The sequence below is a fragment of the Vibrio lamellibrachiae genome, assembly GCF_050337265.1.
Lineage (GTDB): Bacteria > Pseudomonadota > Gammaproteobacteria > Enterobacterales > Vibrionaceae > Vibrio > Vibrio kyushuensis.
This window is the reverse complement of record NZ_JAKJSU010000009.1, coordinates 134,320-159,846: the sequence shown is the minus strand read 5'-3', so window position 1 is coordinate 159,846 and position 25,527 is coordinate 134,320. Positions and strand designations below refer to the sequence as shown.

General features: G+C 42.7%; 19 protein-coding genes. 11 read left to right on the top strand and 8 right to left on the bottom strand.

Going from position 1 to position 25,527, the window contains the following annotated elements:
* The first annotated feature begins 65 nt into the window (after positions 1-65).
* Positions 66-1,058, top strand: a complete 993-nt coding sequence (locus L4C54_RS15780; RefSeq protein WP_428808910.1) for a 2-hydroxyacid dehydrogenase — start codon at positions 66-68, stop codon at positions 1,056-1,058.
* 246 nt (positions 1,059-1,304) lie between these two features.
* Entirely contained in the window at positions 1,305-1,886 is a 582-nt protein-coding gene (locus L4C54_RS15775) for a sugar O-acetyltransferase (protein WP_428808909.1), read from the top strand.
* Positions 1,887-1,977: 91 nt separating this feature from the next.
* On the opposite strand, the gene L4C54_RS15770 is transcribed toward L4C54_RS15775, so the two are convergent.
* From L4C54_RS15770 to L4C54_RS15750, 5 genes are all read right to left on the bottom strand, one after another.
* Positions 1,978-2,481, bottom strand: a complete 504-nt coding sequence (locus L4C54_RS15770; protein WP_428802974.1) for a hypothetical protein — start codon at positions 2,479-2,481, stop codon at positions 1,978-1,980.
* A 268-nt stretch (positions 2,482-2,749) separates the two neighbouring features.
* Positions 2,750-4,075, bottom strand: a complete 1,326-nt coding sequence (locus tag L4C54_RS15765) for an ethylbenzene dehydrogenase-related protein (RefSeq protein ID WP_428802973.1) — start codon at positions 4,073-4,075, stop codon at positions 2,750-2,752.
* Entirely contained in the window at positions 4,065-4,601 is a 537-nt protein-coding gene (locus tag L4C54_RS15760) for a cytochrome b (protein WP_428802972.1), read from the bottom strand. Before L4C54_RS15760 ends, L4C54_RS15765 begins: the two co-directional genes overlap by 11 nt.
* Positions 4,602-5,090: 489 nt before the next feature.
* Positions 5,091-5,723 carry a response regulator gene (locus L4C54_RS15755; RefSeq protein ID WP_428802971.1) on the bottom strand — a complete coding sequence of 211 codons (633 nt, stop codon included), beginning with the start codon at positions 5,721-5,723 and terminating at the stop codon, positions 5,091-5,093.
* Entirely contained in the window at positions 5,723-7,099 is a 1,377-nt protein-coding gene (locus tag L4C54_RS15750; protein WP_428802970.1) for a sensor histidine kinase, read from the bottom strand. The genes L4C54_RS15755 and L4C54_RS15750 overlap by 1 nt, the downstream gene beginning before the upstream one ends.
* Positions 7,100-7,708: 609 nt before the next feature.
* Here L4C54_RS15750 and L4C54_RS15745 point away from each other — a divergent pair.
* Entirely contained in the window at positions 7,709-9,052 is a 1,344-nt protein-coding gene (locus tag L4C54_RS15745) for a carbohydrate porin (RefSeq protein ID WP_428802969.1), read from the top strand.
* 189 nt (positions 9,053-9,241) lie between these two features.
* The gene (locus L4C54_RS15740) at positions 9,242-11,278 is read left to right on the top strand and encodes a methyl-accepting chemotaxis protein (protein WP_428808908.1); all 2,037 of its coding nucleotides are present in this window, start codon (positions 9,242-9,244) and stop codon (positions 11,276-11,278) included.
* A 52-nt stretch (positions 11,279-11,330) separates the two neighbouring features.
* On the opposite strand, the gene L4C54_RS15735 is transcribed toward L4C54_RS15740, so the two are convergent.
* The 3 genes from L4C54_RS15735 to L4C54_RS15725 form a co-directional block, all read right to left on the bottom strand.
* Complete coding sequence (locus L4C54_RS15735; protein WP_428802967.1) at positions 11,331-12,461, bottom strand: HDOD domain-containing protein; 1,131 nt, start codon at positions 12,459-12,461, stop codon at positions 11,331-11,333.
* The gene (locus L4C54_RS15730; RefSeq protein ID WP_428808907.1) at positions 12,442-14,508 is read right to left on the bottom strand and encodes an MHYT domain-containing protein; all 2,067 of its coding nucleotides are present in this window, start codon (positions 14,506-14,508) and stop codon (positions 12,442-12,444) included. Before L4C54_RS15730 ends, L4C54_RS15735 begins: the two co-directional genes overlap by 20 nt.
* A 75-nt stretch (positions 14,509-14,583) precedes the next feature.
* The gene (locus L4C54_RS15725; protein ID WP_428808906.1) at positions 14,584-15,768 is read right to left on the bottom strand and encodes an HD domain-containing phosphohydrolase; all 1,185 of its coding nucleotides are present in this window, start codon (positions 15,766-15,768) and stop codon (positions 14,584-14,586) included.
* 463 nt (positions 15,769-16,231) lie between these two features.
* Between L4C54_RS15725 and L4C54_RS15720 the strand changes: the two genes are divergently transcribed.
* From L4C54_RS15720 to L4C54_RS15690, 7 genes are all read left to right on the top strand, one after another.
* Positions 16,232-17,239, top strand: a complete 1,008-nt coding sequence (locus tag L4C54_RS15720) for a LacI family DNA-binding transcriptional regulator (protein ID WP_428809061.1) — start codon at positions 16,232-16,234, stop codon at positions 17,237-17,239.
* An 18-nt stretch (positions 17,240-17,257) separates the two neighbouring features.
* Entirely contained in the window at positions 17,258-18,502 is a 1,245-nt protein-coding gene (locus L4C54_RS15715) for an ABC transporter substrate-binding protein (protein WP_428802964.1), read from the top strand.
* Between the two features lie 66 nt (positions 18,503-18,568).
* Positions 18,569-19,558, top strand: a complete 990-nt coding sequence (locus tag L4C54_RS15710) for a carbohydrate ABC transporter permease (RefSeq protein ID WP_428808905.1) — start codon at positions 18,569-18,571, stop codon at positions 19,556-19,558.
* A gap of 73 nt (positions 19,559-19,631) precedes the next feature.
* Positions 19,632-20,453: a carbohydrate ABC transporter permease gene (locus L4C54_RS15705; protein WP_428809060.1), complete on the top strand. Its 822-nt coding sequence runs from the start codon at positions 19,632-19,634 to the stop codon at positions 20,451-20,453.
* Positions 20,454-20,467: 14 nt separating this feature from the next.
* On the top strand, positions 20,468-21,820 hold the full coding sequence (locus L4C54_RS15700) for a GH1 family beta-glucosidase (RefSeq protein WP_428808904.1): 1,353 nt from the start codon (positions 20,468-20,470) through the stop codon (positions 21,818-21,820).
* Positions 21,820-22,920, top strand: a complete 1,101-nt coding sequence (locus L4C54_RS15695; RefSeq protein WP_428808903.1) for an ABC transporter ATP-binding protein — start codon at positions 21,820-21,822, stop codon at positions 22,918-22,920. Before L4C54_RS15700 ends, L4C54_RS15695 begins: the two co-directional genes overlap by 1 nt.
* Before the next feature lie 122 nt (positions 22,921-23,042).
* Complete coding sequence (locus tag L4C54_RS15690) at positions 23,043-25,460, top strand: glycoside hydrolase family 94 protein (RefSeq protein WP_428808902.1); 2,418 nt, start codon at positions 23,043-23,045, stop codon at positions 25,458-25,460.
* The last annotated feature ends 67 nt before the right edge of the window (positions 25,461-25,527 follow it).

Genomic DNA, 25,527 nt, shown 5'->3' with positions numbered 1-25,527 from the left:
CGACATACTGAAGGCATTGTTCGTTTGAACACTTGATGTTCATATTTTAGGTAAGAGAGGAAGCCATGATCAACATTGCTTTTTTTAGCTCAAAATCATACGACGAGAAATCATTCCATCTTGCGAAAGGTGAGCTCAAGGCAGAGTTTCATTTCCATGATTTCAGACTTACAACCACCACCGCAAAAATGGCACACGACTGTGAAGTTGTGTGTGCTTTTGTCAATGATGATTTGTCACGAGATGTCCTTAAAATTTTGGCACAAGGTAGCACTAAGCTGATTGCTATGCGCTGCGCTGGGTTTGATAAAGTGGACCTTGAAGCTGCCAATGAATTTGGCTTGCAAGTGGTGCGAGTTCCGGCTTATTCGCCAGAGTCGGTAGCTGAGCATACCGTGGGTATGATGATGTGTTTAAACCGTAAACTTCACAAAGCGTATCAACGAACTCGTGATGCTAACTTTTCTCTTGAGGGCTTGGTCGGTTTTAACTTCCACGGAAAAACGGTAGGGGTTATTGGTTCAGGAAAAATCGGGTTAGCGACAATGCGTATCTTGAAAGGGCTAGGTATGAACATACTCTGTTATGACCTATACCCTAACCCATTGGCTGAAGAGCTGGGTGCTCGATATGTTGAGCTTGATGAGCTTTATCAAGAGTCAGATGTGATCTCTTTGCATTGCCCGATGAGTGAAGAGAACTACCATTTATTGGATGAGAAAGCGTTCAATAAAATGAAAGATGGCGTAATGATCGTTAACACCAGTCGTGGCGAGTTGCTTGATTCAACTGCGGCCATCGAAGCCTTAAAACAAAGTAAAATTGGCGCGCTTGGATTAGATGTTTACGACAACGAAAAAGAGCTGTTCTTTCAAGACAAATCAAACGATGTAATCGTGGATGATGTGTTCCGCCGCTTGTCTGCGTGTCACAACGTATTGTTTACAGGACACCAAGCGTTCTTAACCAAAGATGCTCTGTACAACATCGCACATACCACGCTCACCAGTGTCGATGCTTTCTTTAGCAATAAAAAGAGCGGTAACGAACTCATCTAAACTTAGCCGTACGAATAGAGCCACGATGACGCTTCAAAGGATGCGAAGTCGTGGCTTTTTAGTTTATATACGCTTTTGTCGTTAGCATGTTTATTTCGTGAATAAGTTGTTTCACAAGGTTTCATCAAGCCTGTTTAGATGTGAGCGATTAGACAGGTTTTTTCTTTAAGGATTATTCTACTTTCTCCAAGGGAGGATACCCTTTATAACAGGGTGAATAATTGAAGTTTGATGGAATTTACTATTATGTCTGAAGAACGGAAAAGTATGTCTGAGAAGCAAAAAATGCTCGCTGGTGAGCCTTACCAAGCATGGGATGAAGAGCTATTCCAATCACGAATAGAGTGTCGAAAAATTCTTCGAGAATTGAACAACAGTATTCCTAATACCAGCGAGTGGCGAGCAGCTTCAGATGAGCTGATCCCAAATGCGCCTGATGCGTATCTAGAGCCACCTTTTCGTTGTGATTACGGTTCGAACATTAAATTAGGTAAGAATTTTTACGCCAACTTTAATTGCGTGATGCTCGATGTTGCCGAGATTACGATTGGTGACAATGTCATGCTAGCGCCAAATGTACAGCTATATACCGCAAGTCATCCCTTAAATGCCAAAGAGAGAGTCGTCGATGGCGTAGAGTTTGGCGTACCGATCACCATTGGTGATAATGCGTGGCTTGGTGGTGGCGTGATTGTTTGCCCAGGTATCAATATTGGGGAAAACAGTGTGATTGGCGCTGGTAGCGTAGTGACAAGGGATATTCCTGCCAATGTTGTTGCCGCTGGGAACCCATGTCGTGTGATCCGTGCTATCAATGACGATCAATAGATATTGATTGTGATATTTGAGCTTAACAAAACACCAGATAATGTGTCGGAACACTATCTGGTGACTTTCTTAAAAAGTAGTAGAAAATGAGTTATTCAGAAGGGGATGATGCTGTCACTACCATAGATAATACGTCGCGGTCAGTGTCTTTTTCTCCCCAGCCGTAAGATTTGATAGCAAGATAGTTGTTAGACTCTTTCATTAATGCCCAGTCCCATTGATAGCCATCGTCAAAAGCCAAATGCAGGTTTCCTTTATCAGTGAGTGACCAGTTAATGGTCTCTGAGAAGTCTTTATCAACTTTCGTATAGACTGCTGTACCGTCCTCATTTAGCGTCATCATCCGTTTCTTTTTCCCTTTATTAAATGAGAAGCTTAACGTTTTATCAATCAGCATATCTTCGGTGAATATCTCATACCCACCGCACTCCATTATGGCTGCTTTAAACGCATCCATTGTGTATTGTGTTCCAGAGCCATCTCCCGTTATACAAAGGTTTGATGTCATGGCCTCTTCTTCTGGAGAAGACGAGGTTGATTGGCACCCACTCAGGAAGACCAATGTTGCTGTTGCAAGCAATAATTTATTATTCATAGCCATTTCTCGTTGTTAGTTTTGTATGTTTTATAGGTGTTGTCGATTTACGACTCATAAAGAAAAGGCTAGGAGTTAGGCTTCGTCAAATAGGGATGCATGTCACGTAATGAAACTGTGCTCAGTGCAACAAATATACAAATATTGTGAGTTGAAACGCGTTATTTGCTTGGTTCTTGCATGGTCAACGTATTGAAGAAGTTGGGAATAAAAAACCAGCGCTATTGAGCAAATAGGCTGGCTTAATATTAGTGAATGACAGTTATGATTATTTAACGGTTGTCGTTACGACATCACCTTGAGCTGTTTCACCTATACCAACAGTAAATGGGAAGGTCACATAGTGAAAACGTGTGGTTGTTTGACCATCGTGGATTGCGATGTTGAAGTCATACGTTCCGCCTATTTCCATGATTTTGTCATCTTGTGGATGACCAGTATCAAGCTTACGTTTGAATATCACTGTGTATTGACCATCTTTCCATTCAGAGAAGATCTCGTTGTTATCGCCCGCAGAGCCTTTACCTAGGCGGTTTATACGCCCTTGCAGGTACTGACCTTCTTCGATCTTGCTTGCATCGTATGGCATGGTGTTCACGCCTTCAATGAGAGCAATGCGTTTCGTTAGGTCGTCGAAATCTTCTTCGTTAAGTGCGTAGAAGCCCGTAACCGACTTATCGAACATGTACTTAGGTAAGTTTGTTTTGCTGTCGAAGTTCCATGCGAAGATGTTTGTACCTTCATCAAACAGGCGATATTCCAGTACGTATCCATCATCTGCGTTATTGTTCGGCGCAGAACGAGTTGAACGCCACTGCATAAGGTCAACAAATTTACCGTCAGCTTTTAGTTGGTCGATTTCTTCACGCGTCTTAACTTTATCCCAGTTTAGACCGTAACGTTCAATGCGAGTGTCTGGTAGATACTTACGAATGTCTTTCTTGTTGAGATCGCCTGCACCAATTACATCCAGTGCTTGTACATCACGGGCGGTTGCTTGACCGAGATCGCGCATCCCTTGGTGACATGACATCCAGCAACCTTGTTGGGTGAACTGGTCTACTTTTCCATCATCAATCATGATAGAGAAACGATCTTCATAGATTGGTGAATATGGATTCTTACCACGGTCACCACCAATTTTGGTCCACTTCTTACCATCGTAAAGGAAGGTATCATGCATACGCGCGGGCGCTGGCGATTGTGTCTCCCAAGTTGCTTTCACGTAAATGTGTTCTACGTCGTTAGCAAATTGGAACTCAGCGTCAACAAAACCTGCTTTATCAATCATTTTGTCTAATCGGTCATTTTTAACAAGCTGTTCGCCTAGCCCTTTCTCTTCACCTTGGTGACAGCTAGAGCAGCTCTTGGTTTCGAAACCATCACGCTGACTGCCTTCGTGCGCAGGGGAATTGATCCAGTCGTAAGTAATCAGTCCTGGGAAAAATAGCGTTTTTTCGATAACGGGAACATTATTCCATTCGATGTTTGGTTCAATGTTTTCTGCACTCATATTGTATGCGTGAGCACTCATTGATGCGCCTGCTATTAGTGCCAACAGCATGCCTTTTTTATTAAAGAGTTTATTTAGCATCTTTGTTTGCTCCCATCATGCGAATGAATGTGCCGTCTTTCTTAACAACGTGGTGTGACAGAGTGCCTAAGATATGGGCTGCGATTAATACGTAGCAAGCAATCTCAAGTAGAGAGTGAACTTGGTAAGATATTTCAATGAGGCCAGAGTTACGTTCAGCAAAACCAGGAATAGTGAAAAGACCAAATATAGAGGTGGATTTGGCTTTCGCCATGGTGATGAATAGACCAGAAAGTGGCATAGCGACAATGATGAAATACATGGTGAAGTGAGCCATGCGAGCAACAAACTTGTCCATTTGATTGCCAAGTGCTGGTGGATGTCCTGTCCAGTTCAACCATGCGATACGCACAACGTATAAAGCAAGTACAATCATGCCAAACGATTGATGAAGCTCGAAACCTAATGATGTTGCATCAGGTGACCAGAGCATAATAAGTAGCGCAGCAATGAAAGCAAAAGCGGATACATGATGCATCACCTTACTCGCTGTGCTGAAGTGTTCGACAGGGCCAGTTATCTTCATATTAAAATTCCTAAGTTTGTTATTAATTATTATCGAGTAGCAACACTACCTCTTAGGGGGTATTTTAATTTTTTTGATGAATAGGTGGGATTGATTAATATCAATTAGCCCACCAGATAGAGTTTAATATTAAATAATATGTCTTACTTAGAGGTATTTATATATATTTAGGCAGTGAAAAATAGATAATAAAAATTCCACATAAGTTTTATTATCAGTTAAGAACAAAATCTGATAATAAAACTTATCAGATTTTATGTGGGATATTATGAGTTGTAATAAAAGTGTGACGTAGATTTTTAACTGTATGATATTTTTGGAAGTGACGAGTCACTTGGACCTCTATTTATCATTATTAGTTAATTTAAACTCTATACTGGTTGCATTAATGTTAATATAAAACGCTACTATTATATAACATGATTCAATATTATCTACTAACCTTCCAATTGTTAGGTTAGTTGTCATTAGTTGAGCGTCATCACGGTATTATTGAAGCATCCCAGAGTGAACCTGTAATCCGGTATTGGTTAATGAGTAAATGCGCCCATCACCTTTCGCAACCAGTCCACTATTTACCAGCTGTCGAAGATGAAAGTTAAATTTAGTGTGATCTTCAACTCCAACGACTCGGCATAAATCCATAAATTTCATCTTGCGATGAATTTTAAGCTGCTTTACGACAGAGCGACGGATTGGGTTGGAAAGTGCACTGAAGATTAAATCGCTATCGCGTTCATCAATAGATGCTTTTGGAGAGCGTTCTGCATGCACTCGCTTTAACGTTACTGACAGAGCGGACAAATTAAAGGGTTTTGTTAGAAATTCATCGGCACCTTTCTTCATCGCATCAACCGCGACATCAACCGTTGCAAAAGCCGTGGTAATAATGATGCCAATGTTTGGTTGAGAACGTCGGAGTGAAGACAGTGCTTCAATCCCGCTCATCCCGCCCATCACCACATCAAATAAAGCCAGGTCAAAAGGTTGCTCTGCTGCTGCATCCAGTGCGTCTTCTGCGCAACTAAAAGCCGTTACATCAAATGACTCTAACGATAACGCTTCTATTAGTGTTTCTTGAAGCTCTTGGTCATCTTCAGCGAGTAATAGTCGCAATGTCATTACATGCTCCTTGGGAGTTTGATTTCAGCGGTTAAACCAAGGCTATGATTGTGCAAAGTGAGTGCCCCGTTATGTTGTAGAATAATCTGTTTAACAATAGCGAGCCCCATTCCTGTACCTTCACCTTTGGCTTTAGTGGTGAAAAAGGGTTGTGTGGCTTTATCTAATGTAGAATCACTCATACCACCACCGCTGTCTGATACTGAAATTACCGCGTTTAGCTTGTCTTGGTAAGCTCGAATATAGATGGTATTACCGATGTCACTAACATCAATTGCATTTGAGATGAGATTGGTTAGAACTTCTTCTAGTAAGCCTGCATCCCCGATAATCGTGAGATCAGAGTCTGTGTCTATGTTGAGCTGATACGGCTCTAAGCGAAACTGATTTAGAGAAAGGGTAGAGCCAATGAGAGTGTCTATTTGAATGGCATCTCGCTTAGTTGGGCGCTGATGAGAGTAATTGAGTATCTCTTGGCTAATATCCGCGGCTCTTGTCAGCCCGTGGCGTATTCGGCGTAGCTGTCTTTGCTGTACTTCATCTTCAGTTAAATACCTTTCTAAGATATCGCAACTCATCATTGCACTGCTTAATGGCGTTTTGACTTCATGAGCCACTGCTGAGGTGAGTTCTCCGAGTTCAATGAGTTTCGCATCGTGAAGCGATTGACTTAATGTCTGTTCAATTCGTTTATCGCGCTCTTTTCCAAATACTTTTAACGCGTTTAACAGGGTTATCCAAATCGCGAAGGCACACAATGTACGGACTAATATCACCCACAACCCCATGCTTGATTGCAATACACCGGTACTAAACCCATAGCAAACAAACGCGATACCACACAGCTTAAACGGTAGCGATGCATCATGCCCTTCGCGTTCCAAGACATTGGCATAACTATAAATGGCAAGACCGGCCAGTGATCCTGCTCCTAAACCGAAAATCAACCGGATATGATTGGCGGTATTGCTCAGGTAAAGAGCGTAATCTTTGTTACCGAAACGAACAACGAGACTACTGATAAAAAGGATAAGCACACCGCTTATCACAATCTTGATGACTCGTTGCTGTGGCCAAGTAGTGAGTGACAGCATTTTCCAAGCAAACGCACCTAACGCAATGTAGGAAACCCAAAGTTTAACCGTCTTAAAGGTATGAAGCTGAGTGAGGTCTGTGAACTCTTGATGATAAATGATGAGGTAAAGTTCAGACCACTCGTGGAGACCGTGCAGTACACCGAATGTGGCTAAAATAGGAAGGGTATGAGCAATACCGATGCGACTTTTACTCAAATCTTGAAAAAGAATAGAAAAGAAGATGGCAAAGAACGCCAACCCGTAAACAAGATAGAGATTAAAAGTCAGTAATGTCTGCATTTAGATATATTAATGGAGTTGGAAACTCGCATCAATATAAAAGCAGAGAAGAGGCTAATTTAGTAAAAGAGCGATGAAAGGCTCCTTACAAAATTCATCAGAGAATATGTATGCGCTTACGTGGATATTCATATAATCGATAGATGCTTTTGTTGATGGTATAGTTGGTGTAAATGTGTGTTAAATATTAATAAATTTATTAAAAGCCCTGAACTATTGCGCAGCCTAGTAGTCATAGTTAACAGCAGAGACATTTTTCCTTCCATTATTTTGTCATTAAACTGTCAATTTCAAACATAATTCATGAAAACTTTCATAGTTATGAAACCTTTCATTTTAGCCTGTCAAAATATCCGGTTTTTCTATGCACTTTTCGTGATAGATCCCGTCAAATCTCATGAAATGAAACCGATTTCAAGTAATTATCATTAACAATAAATGGCTCTAATCTATTGAAGTTATTGGCTTGTATTAATTCATACGTTGTATTTGTTGTTTCATGACTTATTCACGCTATTGCTGATGTGAAGCATAACGCTATTTTCAGTTGTTTCATTGCTTATTATTTTCCCGTACCAAAACAAATCTAAAGAATAATAGGGAAATAAAATGAAAAACTTCAAGCTTTTGCCAATCAGTATCGCAGTGGCAGCCACACTTGCTTCCGCCTCTTCTTTTGCAGCAGATGATGTCTCTGCACTAGAGCAACGTATCCAAGAACTAGAAGCTAAGGTTGTCCAACTAGACTACGTTGATGACCAGCAGCAGACTGCTTTACCTGCAGATGTAGTAGTTCCACAAGGTGTTATTTTCTCTGGTTATGCTCGTTACGGAGCACTTTACCAGTCTGGTGATGCCGCAACTGTGGGCATTGGCAGTACGGGTGCTGCTGTTGGTCGTTTAGGTAACGAGGCAAACGGTGGTGAGTTCCAACTGGGTAAAATCTTTGAATCTGAAAGTGGCGTTAAGTGGAACCTAGCAGTAATGCTTGATCACTGGAACCACACTGATTGGGGTTCTTCTGGTGATGTTAACCTTAAAAAATTCTACGCTGGCGCAAGCAATATCTTTGAAAGCCAACCAGACCTTTACATGTGGGCTGGTCGTGACTTCCATCAGCGTCCACAACAAGGTTTGAACGATTACTTCTGGATGTCTCACGATGGTCAAGGTGGTGGTTTCCAAAACCTTAACTTAGGCGGAGCGAAATTTGATTTAGCATTTGTTGGTGCGGTTGCGGGTGGTGAAGATTTTTACTGTAATGATGAAGATGGAAATAGTCTTGATGACGATGGTAACGCAATCAAATGTCAAATCGGTGGTGCGCAGGGCAATGATAACGGAACATACGCAATTACCTCTAAACTCCACAGCATTGACGCAGGTATCGGTAATCTAGATATCTACGCTAACTACGGTTTCTCTTCTGATGATGCAAACAATGAAACTTCAGTTCTTGTTGGTGCAACACTTGGTCTAGGTTCGTCTAACAAGCTTGTTGTGAAATACGGTGATGGTGCGGATAACTCAGCATTTGATTTAGCAGGCAAAAAACAAGTTCTTTACACCAGTATTGAAGGTGGCGTAAACCCATCAGACAACTTGTACATTGATTACCTAGCATCATACAAAGACATCTCTGGTGACGACGTAGATAACGAGTCTAAAGAGTACTCTGCAATTGTACGTCCAATGTACAACTGGGATAACACGCACTCTACATGGCTAGAGGCAGGTCTTGCGATGGTTGATTACGAGGATAATTCAGAGCAGCAAGCATGGAAAGTAACACTTTCTCAAAACATCTCGCTAGGTGGCCTACCTTGGAGTCGTCCAATGCTTCGTTTCTACACGACTGTAGGTGATGTTGAAACATCAGGCAAAACAGACACAACAAAGAACACAAATGTTGACACAGTAAGCTTCGGCGCAATGTTCGAAGCATGGTGGTAAACCACTGCTAGTTAGCTAGGTTCTTAACGGAACCTAGTTTGCTGAAAGTTTTAGTAATTAATTTTACTGTCCATAATATTAGGCCCTGAAGGCAGACATTGGGGCCACTATTAATCATTGATTAACTCCATTCCCCCGGGCACGAAAGTGTCCGTTTTTTTTCCTAAATTTAAAATGACAGGTGTTCCTATGCAGTTAACATCACTTGTGTCTCGGGTTTACTTGGGTTTCTTTATCTTAATCTCGATAATGCTAGGTTCCGCTTGGTTTTCAATCCAAGGAAATCAGCAGGTTACTTCAAGAATTGAATCGATTACCCAGCAATCCACACCAATGATGGTTCGCTCAGCAGAGCTGACTATAGCGTTTTTAAACATAAACCGAAGCCTATCCCCTTATCTTTCAGCAATGTATATCGATGAGCTGGATCCGTTAAGAGCCGATATTGAAACCAATATAGATGAATATAAACAAAGACTTGCTTGGTTTGATGAGCTGGCTAAAAACAATAGTGATGTAGCAGTAGCGGTTGATGAAATTAAGGTAACCAGTAGCCAAGTGCTGAGTGCATTAACACTGTTACTTGAAACCAACGTTAACTACTTAGACACCAAAGACCAAGACTTATACAGTCAAACCCGCTTTCAACAGCTTTCAGGGCAACTAAGTAGCAGCTTAGTGAAAGCGTTAGCTGGTGCTAAGCCAAATGAGCAAGTTGCGATTGAAGCCGTGCTTTCTCAAGTGAGTTTATTAGTGGGTGACGTTTATGAGGTTTTTTCACTGCAAGATATGTATGAGCTTCGTTCGGTAGAAAGAGCCTTCAGTGGAAGAAAAGAGCGCTTTGACGAAGCAGTAATCGATCTGAAAGCGGTTTCTAGCCCGATTTATTCGCGCCTCAACCAGTCGCTAAAACTGTTTGAACAACAAGTCTTTACTAACAAAGGTGCAGTAAGCCTACATGTAGAGTCGGTACGAATAAATGAAGAGCTAACTGAACAACGTGTTGCGTTAGAAGCACTGATTGATGTTGAGCTTGAGCAGATTGATGTGCTTTCAAACTACGCTGCGAATGTTGGTCATGAAATGTATGTTGAATCAACACATCAATCGCGCCAAACACTGATTACCCTATTTACAATTTCAGCCATCTCCGTTGTGCTAGCTACCTTCATCGGGATTAACATTGCTAATATGATCAGAAAACCGGCGAAGCTGGTGAATTTAGCGTTAGATCGTGTGGCTGAAAAAGATCTGTCTGCGCGTGTTGAATACAAGGGAAACAATGAGTTTGGGCTACTCGCTACCAAGGTCAACTTGGTGATCGATCATCTATCTGAGATGATTGAGCAGATAAAAAGCTCTTCCTCGCAACTTAATCACGCGTCGCTAGAAAATCAAAGTACCAGTGGGGCATTGAATGTCGCCATTGATGAACAAACTGCGCAGACTATCCAAGTGGCCACAGCTCTAGAACAGATTGAATCTTCGGTCGCTGAGATCGCTCAATCGGCTAATGCAACGTTAACACTGGTGACTGATGCGGTTACAAGTTCAACTTCTGGCCAAGCACTCATGGGCGACAATGTTGCTATCATCAATCAGTTATCTGAAAAGCTTACGGCATCAACGCAAACTATTCATCAAGTAGAGCAAGAGAGTGGCAGTATTGAAACCATTCTTGATGTGATTACTGGGATCTCAGATCAAACCAATTTACTGGCATTAAACGCTGCCATCGAAGCAGCAAGGGCTGGAGAACAAGGACGTGGTTTCTCAGTTGTTGCTGACGAAGTACGAAATTTGGCCGGAAAAACCAGTCAATCGACGCAGGAAATTAAGAAGAAAATCGATCAGCTACAAGAGAGCTCTAATCTTGCGGTATCTCAGATCAATGAGTGCGTTGACTATATGGCAAACTGTATTTCTCAGGCTGATGGCGTAAATGAATCGTTGCACAATGTTCATGAACTGCTAAATAAAGTGGAAGACCGCAGTCATCAGATAGCGTCTGCGACAACCGAGCACCAATCGGTCGCGCAAGAAGTAACGCAGAACGTGAGCCAGATTCATAGTTTGGCTGAGCAAAATACCGAGCGTTCAAAACAGCTTGCAATGCATGGTGAGCAGTTAGAAAAAATGGCCGAGACGCAGTCAGAATTGACAGCACGTTTTAAACTTCATGAAGAAGAGACTGAGCTTGAAGATGAACAGATAAGTATTGGGTAGTTTGCTGCAATTATAGAAAGAAAATCAAAAGGGAAGCAGGTGCTTCCCTTTTTTATTCGGGCTGAGCAAATGGCTCTTTCCACTCTTCGAGCCTATCTTCAAGCCCAAAGTGTTGAATAAATGCATCATCAATGGGTTTATTTTTGATTAAGTTGCTGGCCACATAAACGGCACAAGAAGGACCAAAAGGTTTCTCTCTAAGTTTTTCAGGGTCATTGTAAGTCAAAATACTCTCAATAATGTAAAGCGGAAATCCCCAAAAGTGCAGCAGGTAACCGCCAAGCTGTTCCGATTTTGTATTGAACAGGTACTGTTCTAAATGGGATAGTTCTTGCCCCTTATTATTGACATCGACGTAGGCATTCATTAAATCGCTGACTATCATCATTCGCACATACTCCCCAATACGGTGCAGGATGCCAATCAGGAAGGTGTGGTCTTTTTGAGCTCGACTGACGAAAGAAGAAGCGAGTACGGCCACTCTTAGGCTTTGTGATTGTAGCTCTTCGAGTGGTTGACTGGGTCTATTCATTGAGACTGAATAAACCTCAAGCATACCAATAATACTACTGACAACCTGACCACCAAGGCGAGTAATAGCCTCATTGATGCTGCTGATCTCCTTGTTCCCACGAAATATAGTGTTGTTCGACGTATGAATAATTTTGGCGCACATTGCAGGGTCTTGACTGATGAGCTTCGCAATGTCGTGCATAGAAGAGTTGTCATCCATTAATTTTTGTTTCACTTGGAAGAACAATTTTGGCGCAATGGGGAGAGAGGTAATGCTGCCTATTGCACTTTGAATTACTCGGTCAGGAAACAAGCCTAAGATGGCTGAGATACGATTCACTTCTTGCTTGATGATAGTGGGATCGCATGGTTTCATAAATGCCTGATGGGCAAAAAATCCACCTTTGACAGTAATATCTGGATCAGAATAACCAGAGAGTGATGCTCTAATAATAGATGGGTAGGTTTTGCTGACGATTTCGAGTAGTTCAGCGCCATTCATCCCTGGCATCAACATGTCGGAGATAATGAGGTCAACATGATCTGTTTCAAGTCTTTTTAGTGCTGATTGACCACTCTCTTCGGTAAAAATTGTCCAACCGGTCCCATACAGCGCGCGTTTTAGGCCATTTAGAATGAGCGGTTCGTCATCAACCAACAGTATTTTCATTTTTTGTCCCTGATTTTTCTGTTGCGTTTAATGTATCCGTCGAAGCAAGGCTAACAGGAAGTTTGATGGTAAATTCCGTGCCTGCTCCAAGCGCACTATCGACTGAAATTTTCCCTTTGTGGAGCTCTACAATGACGGAGTAGGCGATGGATAAACCTTGCCCAGTCCCTTTACCCACTTGCTTAGTCGTAAAGAATGGGTCAAACACACGCTCAATGATTTCTTCGGGTATACCTGTACCATCGTCTGAAATTTTTATAACCGCCCAATCTTGCTCTAAAAAGGTCGAGATATTAATTAACCCTAGTGTATTTTCGTTCGCTTTATATTTTTCCTCGATAGCGTGTGCTGCATTTATGATGAAGTTCAAAATTACTTGATTAAACTGATCTCTATAGCAGGGGATAGTTGTGAGCTCTGGAGTGAAATCGGTAGTAACATTGGCGACATAACGCCACTCTCCGCGGGCAATCGTGACGGTTGATTCGATCGCCTCTGCGATATCGACTTGCTGCATCTCGTTGTTATTAGAGTGAGAGAAGGATTTCATTGCGCTTACGATTTTGCTTATTCGAGTTAACCCTTCTAAAGATTGATCTAGCGCGAGTGGGATCTCTTCTGCGATGAATGGAATATCATTTTTTTCTATCGACGCATCTATCGATGTTAAGACCTTAGAAAACTCATCGCCGCTTTCTTTAGATTCAGCCAAGTGCAGCTTGGTAAGGGCTTGAATCTCTGTAAGAGTCGCTAAACAGCCTTGAAATGCATCTTTAAGAAAAGTGGTATTATCAGATACGTACTGAGTTGGGGTATTAATCTCGTGAGCAATTCCCGCAGCGAGCTGTCCCATCGATTCGAGTTTTTGCGCTTGGCGAAGTTGATTCTCTAATTCAATCCGGCGTGAAATATCACGTACTACGCAATTGTAGAGGTGTTTATCATTACTCAGCGTTGACATGGTAGAGACGCTTAATTCTACTGGGAAAGATTGCCCATTCTCTTTGATTCCCTCTAAGGTCATGATGTTCCGTTGGGCGGCGAAGCTGAACATGTTATTTGTGACTGCAGTTAAATCAAAGCTCGGCATTAGCTTATTGATATTAAGAGGCTCAGTATCAGATTGCTGAGACTCAAACATTTCCCACCCCTTGTAGTTTAAGCTTTCTATGGTGCCTTGCTCATCAAAAATGATAAGACCGTCAGCTAGGTTATTCACGATGTCTTGTTCTCGAGTTATGCTGGCCTGTATCGACGATTCGGCAGATTGTAAGCGTGCATCAACGATGGAACATAATATCGTAGCCGCTACGATTAACAGTACGAATGCGGCGACAACCAACGCAACGATATGCGCGTTGGTGGCATGTAGATGATCACTCATAACGCCTTTATTGGTATAAAAACTTGCAGCTTGCATTGCTGTGTAGTGCATTCCAGCAACAGAAAGCCCCATGACACTGGCAATGATTACCCGTTTGTTAACACTAATGTTGGAAAAGCGTCGTTGAAGCTTAATCATGTAAATAGCGATACAGGCGAATAGGTGGGCAATAACAATTGAGGCTAAGAACCACATGGGGTTATAGGTGAGTATGACATCCATTTTCATCGCTTCCATGCCGAGATAATGCATGCTGCCTATGCCTAAGGCTAGATAGAGCCCACCAACTAGAATATCTACGGCAGTGAAATTCTGCTTATAGAGTACTTGGAATGCGAAGAATGCGCCTATCATCGGCGGAACTAAAGAGAATAAAGTAATACCGAAGTCATAGGTCATTTGATGGTGAATATCAAAGGCGAGCATACCTGTGAAGTGCATTGCCCAGCACCCTAGCCCGAAAACAACACTGCCAAATAATTTCCAGAGTTTTATAGTTTGTGGGACATTTGAGTGCCAAATACGGTCAACCACAATCAAGCAAGAATAAGCAGCCATGCTTGAAATGATAACCGACAAGGCCACGAGATACAGATTGTAGTCGCCTTGAAGTAGGGTATATTTTTGTTCATCGATTGGTTGAAAGCGCCAAAAGTCCATCATGATTGTTATGCCTTATTACGTTGTAGTGCTATCTAATGAATAGCGATTGCATCTCGAAAGTGGATGCTTGTTTAATTACACTGCTGTTTTTTGTGCGTTACTTTCTGGCTGATTATCTTCAGGTTGTTCTTGCTCAACCATCACAACTTCAACTTGACCGGATATGGCTTTATTTTGAAGGCAGTGATGAATGATCTTAAGTAAGGCTTCGGTCACCTGTTGATCTTTTCCAGCGACCAATTGATCCCGGTTAGTCCAAATTTCTTGTTTTAGAATCATTTCGATGGTGAGCATAGCGATATCGACGAAAGTTTTTGGTGGCGTCAGCGTCAACGTTGTTTTGAATGCATTGAATACGTCGGGGTCGTAGCGCTCAGCTTGCTGTTCTAGTGCTTCTGCTGCCCGATCCGGGTTAAATCCTTCTTTTTCTAACCTGACATAGTCACAAACAATTTTGAGCATGCGAGAGCCCAAGGGTAATGATTTCCCTTTTAAGTCATCATAGGGTGCGCCATCGCCATTAAAGCTCTTTTCTTGATACAGGATTGTTTTTGCAATGGATTCCATACGAGGGATTTTTCTGAGTAAATCGTAAGCAAGGCAAGGATGTTGAGCGAAAAGTTGCCGATCTTCTTCCGTTATCACTTGTCCACGACTCATGTTTTTAAGTGTTGAGGGTGGAAAGGCGATATAACCCAGTTGGGAAAGATGAACCATGGGTTGAAAGCTCCAGTGTTTGCGTAATTTAAGCGCTTTCCCAAGCTGATTCATATGGAACTGAACACGATTGTTATGCTCGTTTATTTCCGGGCTAACTAAAGAGAGAACTTCATTTAATACACTGATCGTCCCGCTGAGTGTTTGGTTGAGAAGGACCTTCTCTGCGACGATAAGGTCGTGTTGACGAAGTGCCGCTTGAATAAAAACCAGCAATTCAGGGGGGGAGCAAGGTTTATTAATAAAACGAAAGACATCGCCAACGTTCACAGCATCAACCGCAGTTTTTTGATCGGCATTACCAGTAAACATCATTCTTACTGTATCTGGCGAAATATCTTTAACGATTTCTAAAAGCTCTAACCCATTCATTTCAGGCATCTGCATATCAGAGATAATTACGGCGTATTGTTTATTTTCGATAAGCTCAAGCGCATCCTTTCCGGAATTTGCAAGGTCAATATCAACTTGGTTACGTAAGGTCCTACGAAATGAATTCAAGATGTTGATTTCATCGTCAACTAATAGAACAGAGTTTCCCATCAATTAATACTCAACTGGTTGTATTTGATTATTAATTGTAGTGCAAATTTCAATTTTTCAACGTATTTGTCAAAGCCATTTCTAGTACTTACCGTTAAGCGTGATAGCTTGAGCGCATTTTCGTGCGCTTGCTGTCATTTAGGTGAAACCGAATGTAAGGGATAATGGAAAGTAATACACCGATTTACCCATAATTCTGTGTTAATTTTTGCTAAGTCATTCATTTGCTAGGGTTATACTTTAGGATTCGAGCCATATACGTTCGATGGATGGAATCTCGCTTCCATGAAACTGTTTCATGGCGTGAAATGAAACTGCAATAACTCTCAATATTTACCAAATTGACATTTTAGCGCCAAGTCTTGTGTGACCAGAATCACGCAAATACCCCCCAAGATCCTCAATACTCAACCTGTAAGCGGTTTCAAGTGCCGCATTTGTGAATAGAAATTTCGAGGTTCCTTTGGCAACTATCAAGCATGTATCTGAATACGCAGGCGTATCACAAGCCACAGTATCTAGAGTCATTAATGGCACTAGCAGAGTCAGTCATGACAAGAAGCTAAAAGTGGAGAAAGCAATTAAGCATTTAGGGTATCGCCCAAATTCAATTGCTCAAGCATTAGCATCAAGCCGAACAGGAAGTATTGGCATTATCGTTCCTGAGTTAGGTGGACCATTTTTCTCGGAAATCTTACATAACTTAGAAGACAATTTTCGACGCCTTGGGTATCACGTCGTGGTAACCGCAGGGTCAAACACAGAAGAAGGACAGCAGGAGTCAGTTGAATTTTTATTAGGTCGTCGTGTGGATGCCATTGTGTTACACGCTCAGCAACTTACTGATGACTATATAATTACTCTGGAAGAACAAGGTGTGCCAATTGTATTGATAAACCGGTTTATTCCAGAAATCTCAACTAGCTGTATAGATGTTGATAACGAGCTTGGGGGCAAACTTGCTACTCAACATCTATTAAAAATGGGGCACCGCCAAATCGCTTGTATTACAGGGCCGCTCGATAAGTCAGACGCACGGGGGCGTCTGCAAGGATATCGAATAGCACTGGAAGAAGCGGGTTTGCAATATAACGAAGCGTTGGTTTCTGAGGCGGGCTTTACTGAGGAAACAGGTGTCAGTGCGATGAAGAAGTTGTTAAAGCGTGAGTGTGAATTCACTGCGGTTTTCTCTTCTAATGACCACATGGCATTTGGAGCGTACGAAGTGTTAAAAGAGGCAGGAAGGTTAGTGCCAGAGCAAGTGTCACTTGTTGGCTTTGACAATATTCTTTTTGCTCGTTATCTCACTCCTGGGCTTACCACAATTAACTTCCCTATTGAACAGATGAGCGTTGAAGCAGTACAGCTCGCTATTCAAAAGCTAAATAAAAACAAAAGAGATGTGAATTTCAAATTATCACCATCATTGGTGGTCAGGAATTCGGTCAAGGACTTACTCAATACCCTATAAAAATATTAAGGATAACACATGAAATTTAAGACCTTAGCGCTAGCTAGCGCGGTTGCTCTTGGACTTGCTGCTACAGCTAATGCTGCTGACAATCAAATCCGTTTCGATGGCTTTCCAGATTTTGATAGTAGCTTAAAAGTACTACTGCCTGATTTTGAAAAGAAAACGGGTGTAAAAGTAGATTACCTAATGAACAACCACGGTGACCACCACACTAAGCTTACTACGAACTTAGCAACAGGTTCTGGTGCGGGTGACGTTATCGTTGTTGACGTTGAAAAAATTGGTCCATTCGTAGCATCTGGCGGTCTTGTAAACCTTTCTGAGCAATATGGCGCAGACAAGTTTGAGAAAAGCTTTGCACCGTATGCATGGGCTCAAGGTAAAGGCGCTGATGGTGGCATGTATGGTATCCCAGTTGATTTAGGTCCTGGTGTTATGTATTACCGTACAGATGTGTTTGAAAAAGCGGGTATTGATGTAAACGAAGCAATCAAGGATTGGGATTCTTACATTGCAGCGGGTGTGACTCTAAAAGAGAAAAACGTTCAGTTAATCGCATCAGCAGCTGACGTAGCACAAGCGATTATCTACACCACGGTTCCTGAAGGTGAAGGTCTTTACTTCGATAAAGATGGTAACCCAGTTGTAACGTCTGAGCGTTTTGTTCACGCATTTGAAGTTGCTAAGAAAATCCGTGAGAAAGAGCTTGATGGTCGCATCCTAGCTTGGTCTAACGAATGGTACGAAGGTTTCCGTAACGGTACGTTCGCAACTCAACTATCTGGCGCATGGTTGCTTGGTCACCTAAATAACTGGATTGCTCCAGATACAGCGGGCAGCTGGGGTGTTGAGCACCTTCCAGATGGCATCTACGGTAGCTGGGGTGGTTCATTCCTTTCAATCCCAACGCAAGCTGCTAACCAAGATGACGCTTGGAAGCTGATTGAGTACATGACAACAGATCGTGATGTTCAACTTAAGAGCTTTGAAACAATTGCTGCATTCCCAGCAAACGTAACTACTTACGATGATGAAATGTTTAACGAAGGTGTAGATTTCCTTGGTGGCCAAAAAGCGCGTCAAGTATTTGCTGACGTAGCGAAGAACATCAAGCCAGTACAACCTGCGAAAGGCGATCACGTTGCTCGTTCAATCATCCTAGAAAATGCTCTGATGGAAGTGCTTGATGAAGGCAAAGATATCAAAGTAGCTCTAAGTGAAGCTGAGCGTCTAATTAAACGTCGTACACGCAATCTTTAATTTATAATTTTAAGTAAGTAATCAGGGAGACGTTGAAAAACGTTTCCCTGATAAGAGGTCGTTACTATGAATCAAGCAGCGAGCAACGTCATGGATACATCAGAAAGTAAAAGCTTTTTTTCTCGTCTAAATTTGAAAGCGCTTACACCGTATGGGTTCCTACTGCCGTTCCTGATCATTTTTTCTGTTTTTGGGATTTTCCCGTTACTGTTTTCCGTCTTTCTTTCGTTTCAAGTGTGGAACCCTGTAGAGGGTATGGACGCAATGCGATTTGTAGGTTTTGAAAACTACTCTATTGCATTAACCGACCCGTGGTTGTGGCGCTCACTAAAGAACACACTTTGGTTAGCGGTTACATCTGGTGTCGCGCAGCACTTGGTGGCGATTCCTGTTGCCTACATTTTAGTGTCAATGAGTGACCGTATGCGTCACTGGCTAACGTCGGCGTATTTCCTACCGTTTATTACTTCAACGGTTGCGGCGTCACTTATTTTCTTCAACATGTATTCACCGAACTCAGGCATCATCAACCAAACGTTGATGGCGCTAGCTGATAGCACACTATTTGGTTGGGCATTTGCTTGGGTTGATACAGCCATGCCAATTCGTTGGCTAGACGATGCAACGATGATCAAACCTTCTATCGCTATTGTTATCTTCTGGAAGTACACCGGTTTCAACATCGTGCTTTACACCACTGGCTTAATGACGATTCCAAAAGAAATTTTAGAGGCGGCACGTATGGACGGCGCGAACGCTTTCCGTCGCTTTTGGAACATATCACTACCGATGATTCGTCCATTCATTTTCTTTGCAATCACTATGACAATCATTGGTAACTTACAAATGTTTGAAGAACCGTTTGTATTAACACGTGGTAGCGGTGGTGTTGGTCAATCTGGTCTAACAATTTCTATGTACCTCTACAAAGTGGGTTGGGAATGGTTAGAGATGGGTACTGCATCTGCAATCTCATGGTTACTATTTGCATTAATCGCGACATGTACAGCTGTTCAATTCTTATTCTTTGGTAAGAAAGGTCTAGGGGAACAATAAGATGACGACTACAACACAAGCAAAATCATCGCCTCTAGCCGGGCTAACTCCAAGCGATCGCACGATTCACATCATGACTAAAATCGCGATGGTGATGTTAGGCATATTGTTAATTGTTTCTGCGATTATTACTGTATTCCCTTTTGTATGGTCTGCACTGTTATCAACACGTGACCGTAGTGAAATTTTCGGTACAGGCATCAGCTTTGCTATCGGTGACAGCTTGATGATCAACTATGCAAAACTGCTAGAGATCATGCCGTTTTGGAAAGCAATGTTTAACTCAATTTATGTGGCTTTCTTAGGGACAACCATCTCGCTACTGTTTTGTAGTATGGGTGGTTACGCATTTGCTGTATTTAAGTTCAAAGGCAAAAACGTTCTATTCGGTATGCTGGTTGGTTCTATGGCGATTCCGCCAGTACTGAGTCTTATCCCTTACTTTATGATTGTGAAGTTCCTTGGGCTACTTGATAACCATATCGCGGTTTGGCTACCGTTTACGACAACACCATTTGGTATCTTCTTGATGCGTCAGCACGTGATTGCATCGATTCCCAAAGAGTTATTGGAAGCTGCAAAACTAGATGGTGCTGGTGAGTTTAGAACTTACTGGAGCGTGGTACTGCCACTGATGAAACCGGCATTGGCGACACTAGCAATCGTCCAATTCGTTTTCTTCTGGAACATGTTCATGCAGCCACTCGTTGTATTGAACTCACCAGATAACTACGTAATTACGCAGGCGCTACGAAGTGTACAAGGCATTCCAAATACCCCTTGGGGCGCGGTAATGCTAGGCACGACGATCTCAATTATGCCGCTGGTTATTACGTATCTGTTCGCTTCTAAACAGATGATTTCAGGACTTACCTCTGGCGCGGTTAAAGGTTAGAGACGGTGACGACAATGAATAAATACCAACTTCCAAATGATTCAAAGCTGCTTCAATCTGACTTTGTCTTTGGTGTTGCGACGTCGTCTTACCAAATTGAAGGTGGTGCAGCCGAAGGAGGCCGTACCCCATCAATCTGGGACACGTTCTGTAATACACCGAACAAGGTTGATAACGGAGACAATGGTGATATCGCTTGTGACCATTACCACTTGTGGAAAAACGATATTGAAATGATTCAAGGTTTAGGCGTTGATGCTTACCGATTGTCAATCGCTTGGCCTCGTATTATGCCGAAAGACGGTGTGGTGAACGCTGAAGGGCTAGCATTTTACGAACAGATTATCGATGAGTGTCATGCTCGTGGTATGCAAGTGTACGTGACACTGTATCACTGGGATCTGCCTCAATATCTTGAAGATAAAGGCGGCTGGCTAAATCGTGAAACGTCGTACAAGTTTGCTGAATACGCACAAGCAGTCAGTGCGCATTTCGGCAATAAAATCGATGTCTACACAACATTAAATGAACCGTTTGTCTCTGCTTTCTTAGGCTATCGCTGGGGCATTCATGCGCCGGGCATCAAGGGTGAAAGAGAAGGTTTCTTAGCTTCACATCACTTAATGCTTGCACATGGATTAGCAATGCCAATCCTGCGTAAGAATGCACCAGATGCTAAGCATGGCATCGTGTTTAACGCTACACCGGCTTACCCAGAAACGCTTAAAGATCAAGGCGCAGCTGATTACAGTGAAGCGGAGAATTACCACTGGTTTATGGACCCTGTATTAAAGGGCGAGTACCCACTGTTGGTTGTTGATCGCCAAGCAGAAAATATGCCGATGATCCTAGAAGGTGACTTAGACATCATCAGTGCACCTGTGGATTACGTTGGCATCAACTATTACTCACGTGACGTGATGCGCTACAACGAAAACGGCGACATTGAAAAAGTAACGCAAGAAGACGCTGAGCATACCTACATTGGGTGGGAAGTTTATCCTCAAGGTCTGACTGACTTACTCATTCGTATCAACGAACGTTATGAAAACATTCCACCACTATACATCACTGAAAACGGTGCTGCGGGTGATGACAAAGAAGTGATTAATGGCGAGGTCAACGATGATCAACGCGTTCGTTACTTCCAGGCTCACCTAAACGCAGTCGACCAAGCTATTAGAGCTGGCGTTAAGGTCGATGGATATTTTGCATGGAGTTTGATGGACAATTTTGAATGGTCCTTTGGCTACTGCCAACGTTTTGGCATGGTCCACGTCGATTACCAAACTCAACAAAGAACACTGAAACAGAGCGCAATTGCGTATCGAAATACGCTGCTAGCGCGCGCTGAGGAGAACAAATAATGGCTAAAGTAGAATTTAAGAACATCAAAAAATCATTTGGTGATGTAGAAGTAGTAAAGCACTTTGATTTCACGGTAAACGATGGCGAATTTGTGGTTTTCCTTGGCCCGTCAGGCTGTGGTAAATCAACAACGCTGCGTATGCTTGCAGGTCTTGAAGATATCTCGTCTGGTGATATCTACGTTGGCGATAAGCTGATGAATAAGATTGATGCGAAAGATCGTGATCTTGCAATGGTATTCCAAAGCTACGCGCTTTATCCGCACATGACCGTGTATGAAAACATAGCATTCGCATTGAAGCTGAAAGGCATGCCTAAAGCTGAAATCGATGTTGAAGTACGTAAGGCGACGAAAATGCTTGAGCTTGATCCACTGCTTGAGCGTAAACCAAAAGAGCTATCTGGTGGTCAACGTCAACGTGTAGCGATGGGTCGTGCGATGGTTCGTACTCCGAAGGTTTTCCTATTCGATGAGCCGCTATCTAACCTAGATGCGAAACTTCGTGGCGTGATGCGTGAAGAGATCAAACACCTTCACCGTGAGTTAAAGACAACCACCATTTACGTAACACACGATCAGATTGAAGCGATGACGCTTGCTGACCGTATTGTGATCTTAAAAGACGGTTACGTTGCTCAAGTGGGTACACCAACTGAAGTATTCCAACGCCCTGCTAATAAATTCGTTGCACAGTTCATCGGTAACCCTTCAATGAATATGCTTGAAGCACAGCTTATTGAAAAAGAGGGTGAATTCTTTGTCGAGCTAGGCGACGTTCAAATCCCATTGCCAGAGCGTTTCAAAGCCCATGCATCCAAGAACTTAGCGCTTCACTTTGGTGTTCGTCCAACGGACATTCACTTACGTAAAGAGCAAGTGGACCATGATCGTGTGTTGCCATTCCCTGTAAAAATTAAAGATAAAGAGCTACTTGGCGCAAGCATTCTACTGAAAACAGAAATTGGTGATCAGCCATTGATGGTTGAAACCCAAGCGGCGGAAGTGGATGTGGATTCATTAACAATGTATCTGGATCTTGATGCTTTCCACCTATTTGATGCACTAAGCGAAAACTCGCTAGCAAGCTCTGAGCTTTAATTTATCGAATAAGTGATTTAGATAAATAAAATGCGCGGGGGTAGCACTCCCTCCCGTGTGTTGAATCAGATTTAATTTTAACTTCAGCTCTCTCAATTGAGGCAGGGCTAGGGATAGTGACGATGAAATTCGGATATTTTGACGACAATAACAAAGAATATGTCGCAACAACGCCATGTACACCAATCAAATGGTGTAACTACGTAGGTACGCTAGATTTTGGTGGCATTGTCGATAGTAACGGTGGCGTGCTGCTGTGTAAGGGCGATCCTGCTCTTAACCGCATCACTAAATATATTGCTCAACTGCCAAATTCAGATTTTAAAGGTTCAACACTTTACCTTAAGGTTCGTGATTCAAAAGGTAACGTAGAAGTCTTTTCACCGTTCTACACACCAACGCTAAAACCGTTAGACAAATTTGAAAACCACACCGGTCTTTCTTACACCACCATCATTGCTGAAGCGTTTGGTGTTCGTTGTGAAGCAACGTTCTTCGTTCCTAACGATGCACCAGTACTATTGCAAGATATCAAAGTCACTAACATCAGTGATCAAGAGCTGCATGTAGATGTTGTTCCCGTATATGAATTCACTCACTTTGATGCGCTAAAACAGTTGCTTAACGCCGACTGGGTTCCGCAAACAATGACGTTGAATGCGCATAAGCAAGAATCAGGTCATACGGTACTAGAGCAGTTTGCCTTCATGAAGCGCGATTACGCAGTGAACTTGATGACGGCGGATCGCGTAGCAACATCGTTTGATGGTGATCGTCAAAAATTCATTGGTAACTCTGGCTACGGTAGTTGGGCTGCACCGACTGCGCTTAATGAAGAAGAGCTGGGTAACAACGAATGTTTACGTGGTGACAATATTGGTGCTTTAAACCTACGATTAGGTTGGTTAGCGCCAGAGCAAACAGAACGTACTATTGTTCAGCTAACGCAAATGGAAAGCTTCGAACAAGCGGAACCAATGCTAGCGAAGTATCGCGATCATGCCGTTGTGGATGAAGCCTTTGCTGCACTTGCGACACAGTGGGATAACTACTTAGCAACAGTACAGGTTGAAACGCCTGATCCGGCAATGAACTCAATGCTCAATGTTCATAACCCTCGTCAGTGTCATACAACTAAAAACTGGTCTCGTTACCTATCACTATACCAACTTGGTTATGGCGCGCGCGGTATCGGTTTCCGTGACTCGTCTCAAGATACGCTGGGTGTTATTACTCACATGCCAGAAGAGGCTCGCGAGTTTATTGAGCGTCTATTGTCGGTTCAAAACACCGACGGTTCAGCGATGCACCAGTTCTTCCCATCAACGATGGAAGCGAACGCAGGTGACTCTCGTGAAGAGGAAGATCGCCCTGATTACTACGGTGATGACCATCTATGGATCATCTATGCCGTTACGCAATATGTGAAAGAGACGGGGAATGCGGCGTTCTTAGATAAAGAGATTCCGTTCTACCAGAAAGATAAAGAAGGCAATGTTGTTGAGTCGGCAAGCGTGTGGGAACACTTATGTCGTTCAATTAACTTTACCTACAGCAATACCGGCGCTCATGGCTTACCACTATTAGGTTTTGCCGACTGGAACGATACAGTGAACCTGCCAACAGGTGCTGAATCTATTATGGTTGCGAACATGTACGGTAAAGCTCTGCTTGATATGCTGGACTTATGTGAACTCCGTGAAGAAACAGACTTGGCGAAGCAGTTCCAAGGTCAATACGAGCAAATGCAGTCAACTGTTAATGAGTGTGGTTGGGATGGTGAATGGTTTATTCGTTACTTTGATGAAGCCGGGGCTCCAATCGGCTCACACACCAACGATCAAGGTCAAATCTACACCAATGGTCAAAGCTGGCCTGTTATTTCTGGCTTTGCTCCACAAGAGCGTGCAACTCAAGCTCTAGACTCTGTCTACAACAAGCTGAACACGGCAAATGGTATTAAGCTTTCAACGCCAGGTTATAACGGTTTTGATCCAAAACTGGGCGGTGTTTCCACTTACCCACCAGGGGCGAAAGAGAATGGCGGTATCTTCCTTCACTCTAACCCTTGGGTAATGATTGCAGAAGCGAAGATGGGTAACGGCGAGCGTGCTTACGAGTACTACCGTCAGATTAACCCTGCGTCTAAAAATGATGATATCGACACCTTTGAGTCAGAGCCGTACTGTTACCCACAAAACATCTTGGGTGATGAGCATGAACAGTTTGGTTTAGGCCGTAATGCTTGGTTATCAGGCACGTCTTCTTGGACTTATGTTGCTGGTACTCAGTGGATTCTTGGTGTACGTCCAGAGGTTGATGGCTTACTTGTTGACCCTTGTATCCCAAGTGAATGGCCTGAATTCAAGGTGCGTAGACAGTTCCGTGGTGCGGTGTACAACATACATGTAACCAACCCAAATAACGTATGTAAAGGCGTTGTTGAGATGCGTGTTAACGGTGATTTGATTGATGGTAATAAAGCGCCAGTCTTTACCTCTGGTGAACATCAGATTGAAGTTACCCTTGGCAAAAAGTAGAAGCTAAAAACGTAGGGCACTCATTGAGTGCCCTTTATTACTTTACTGTTCCATTTAAACGAACATG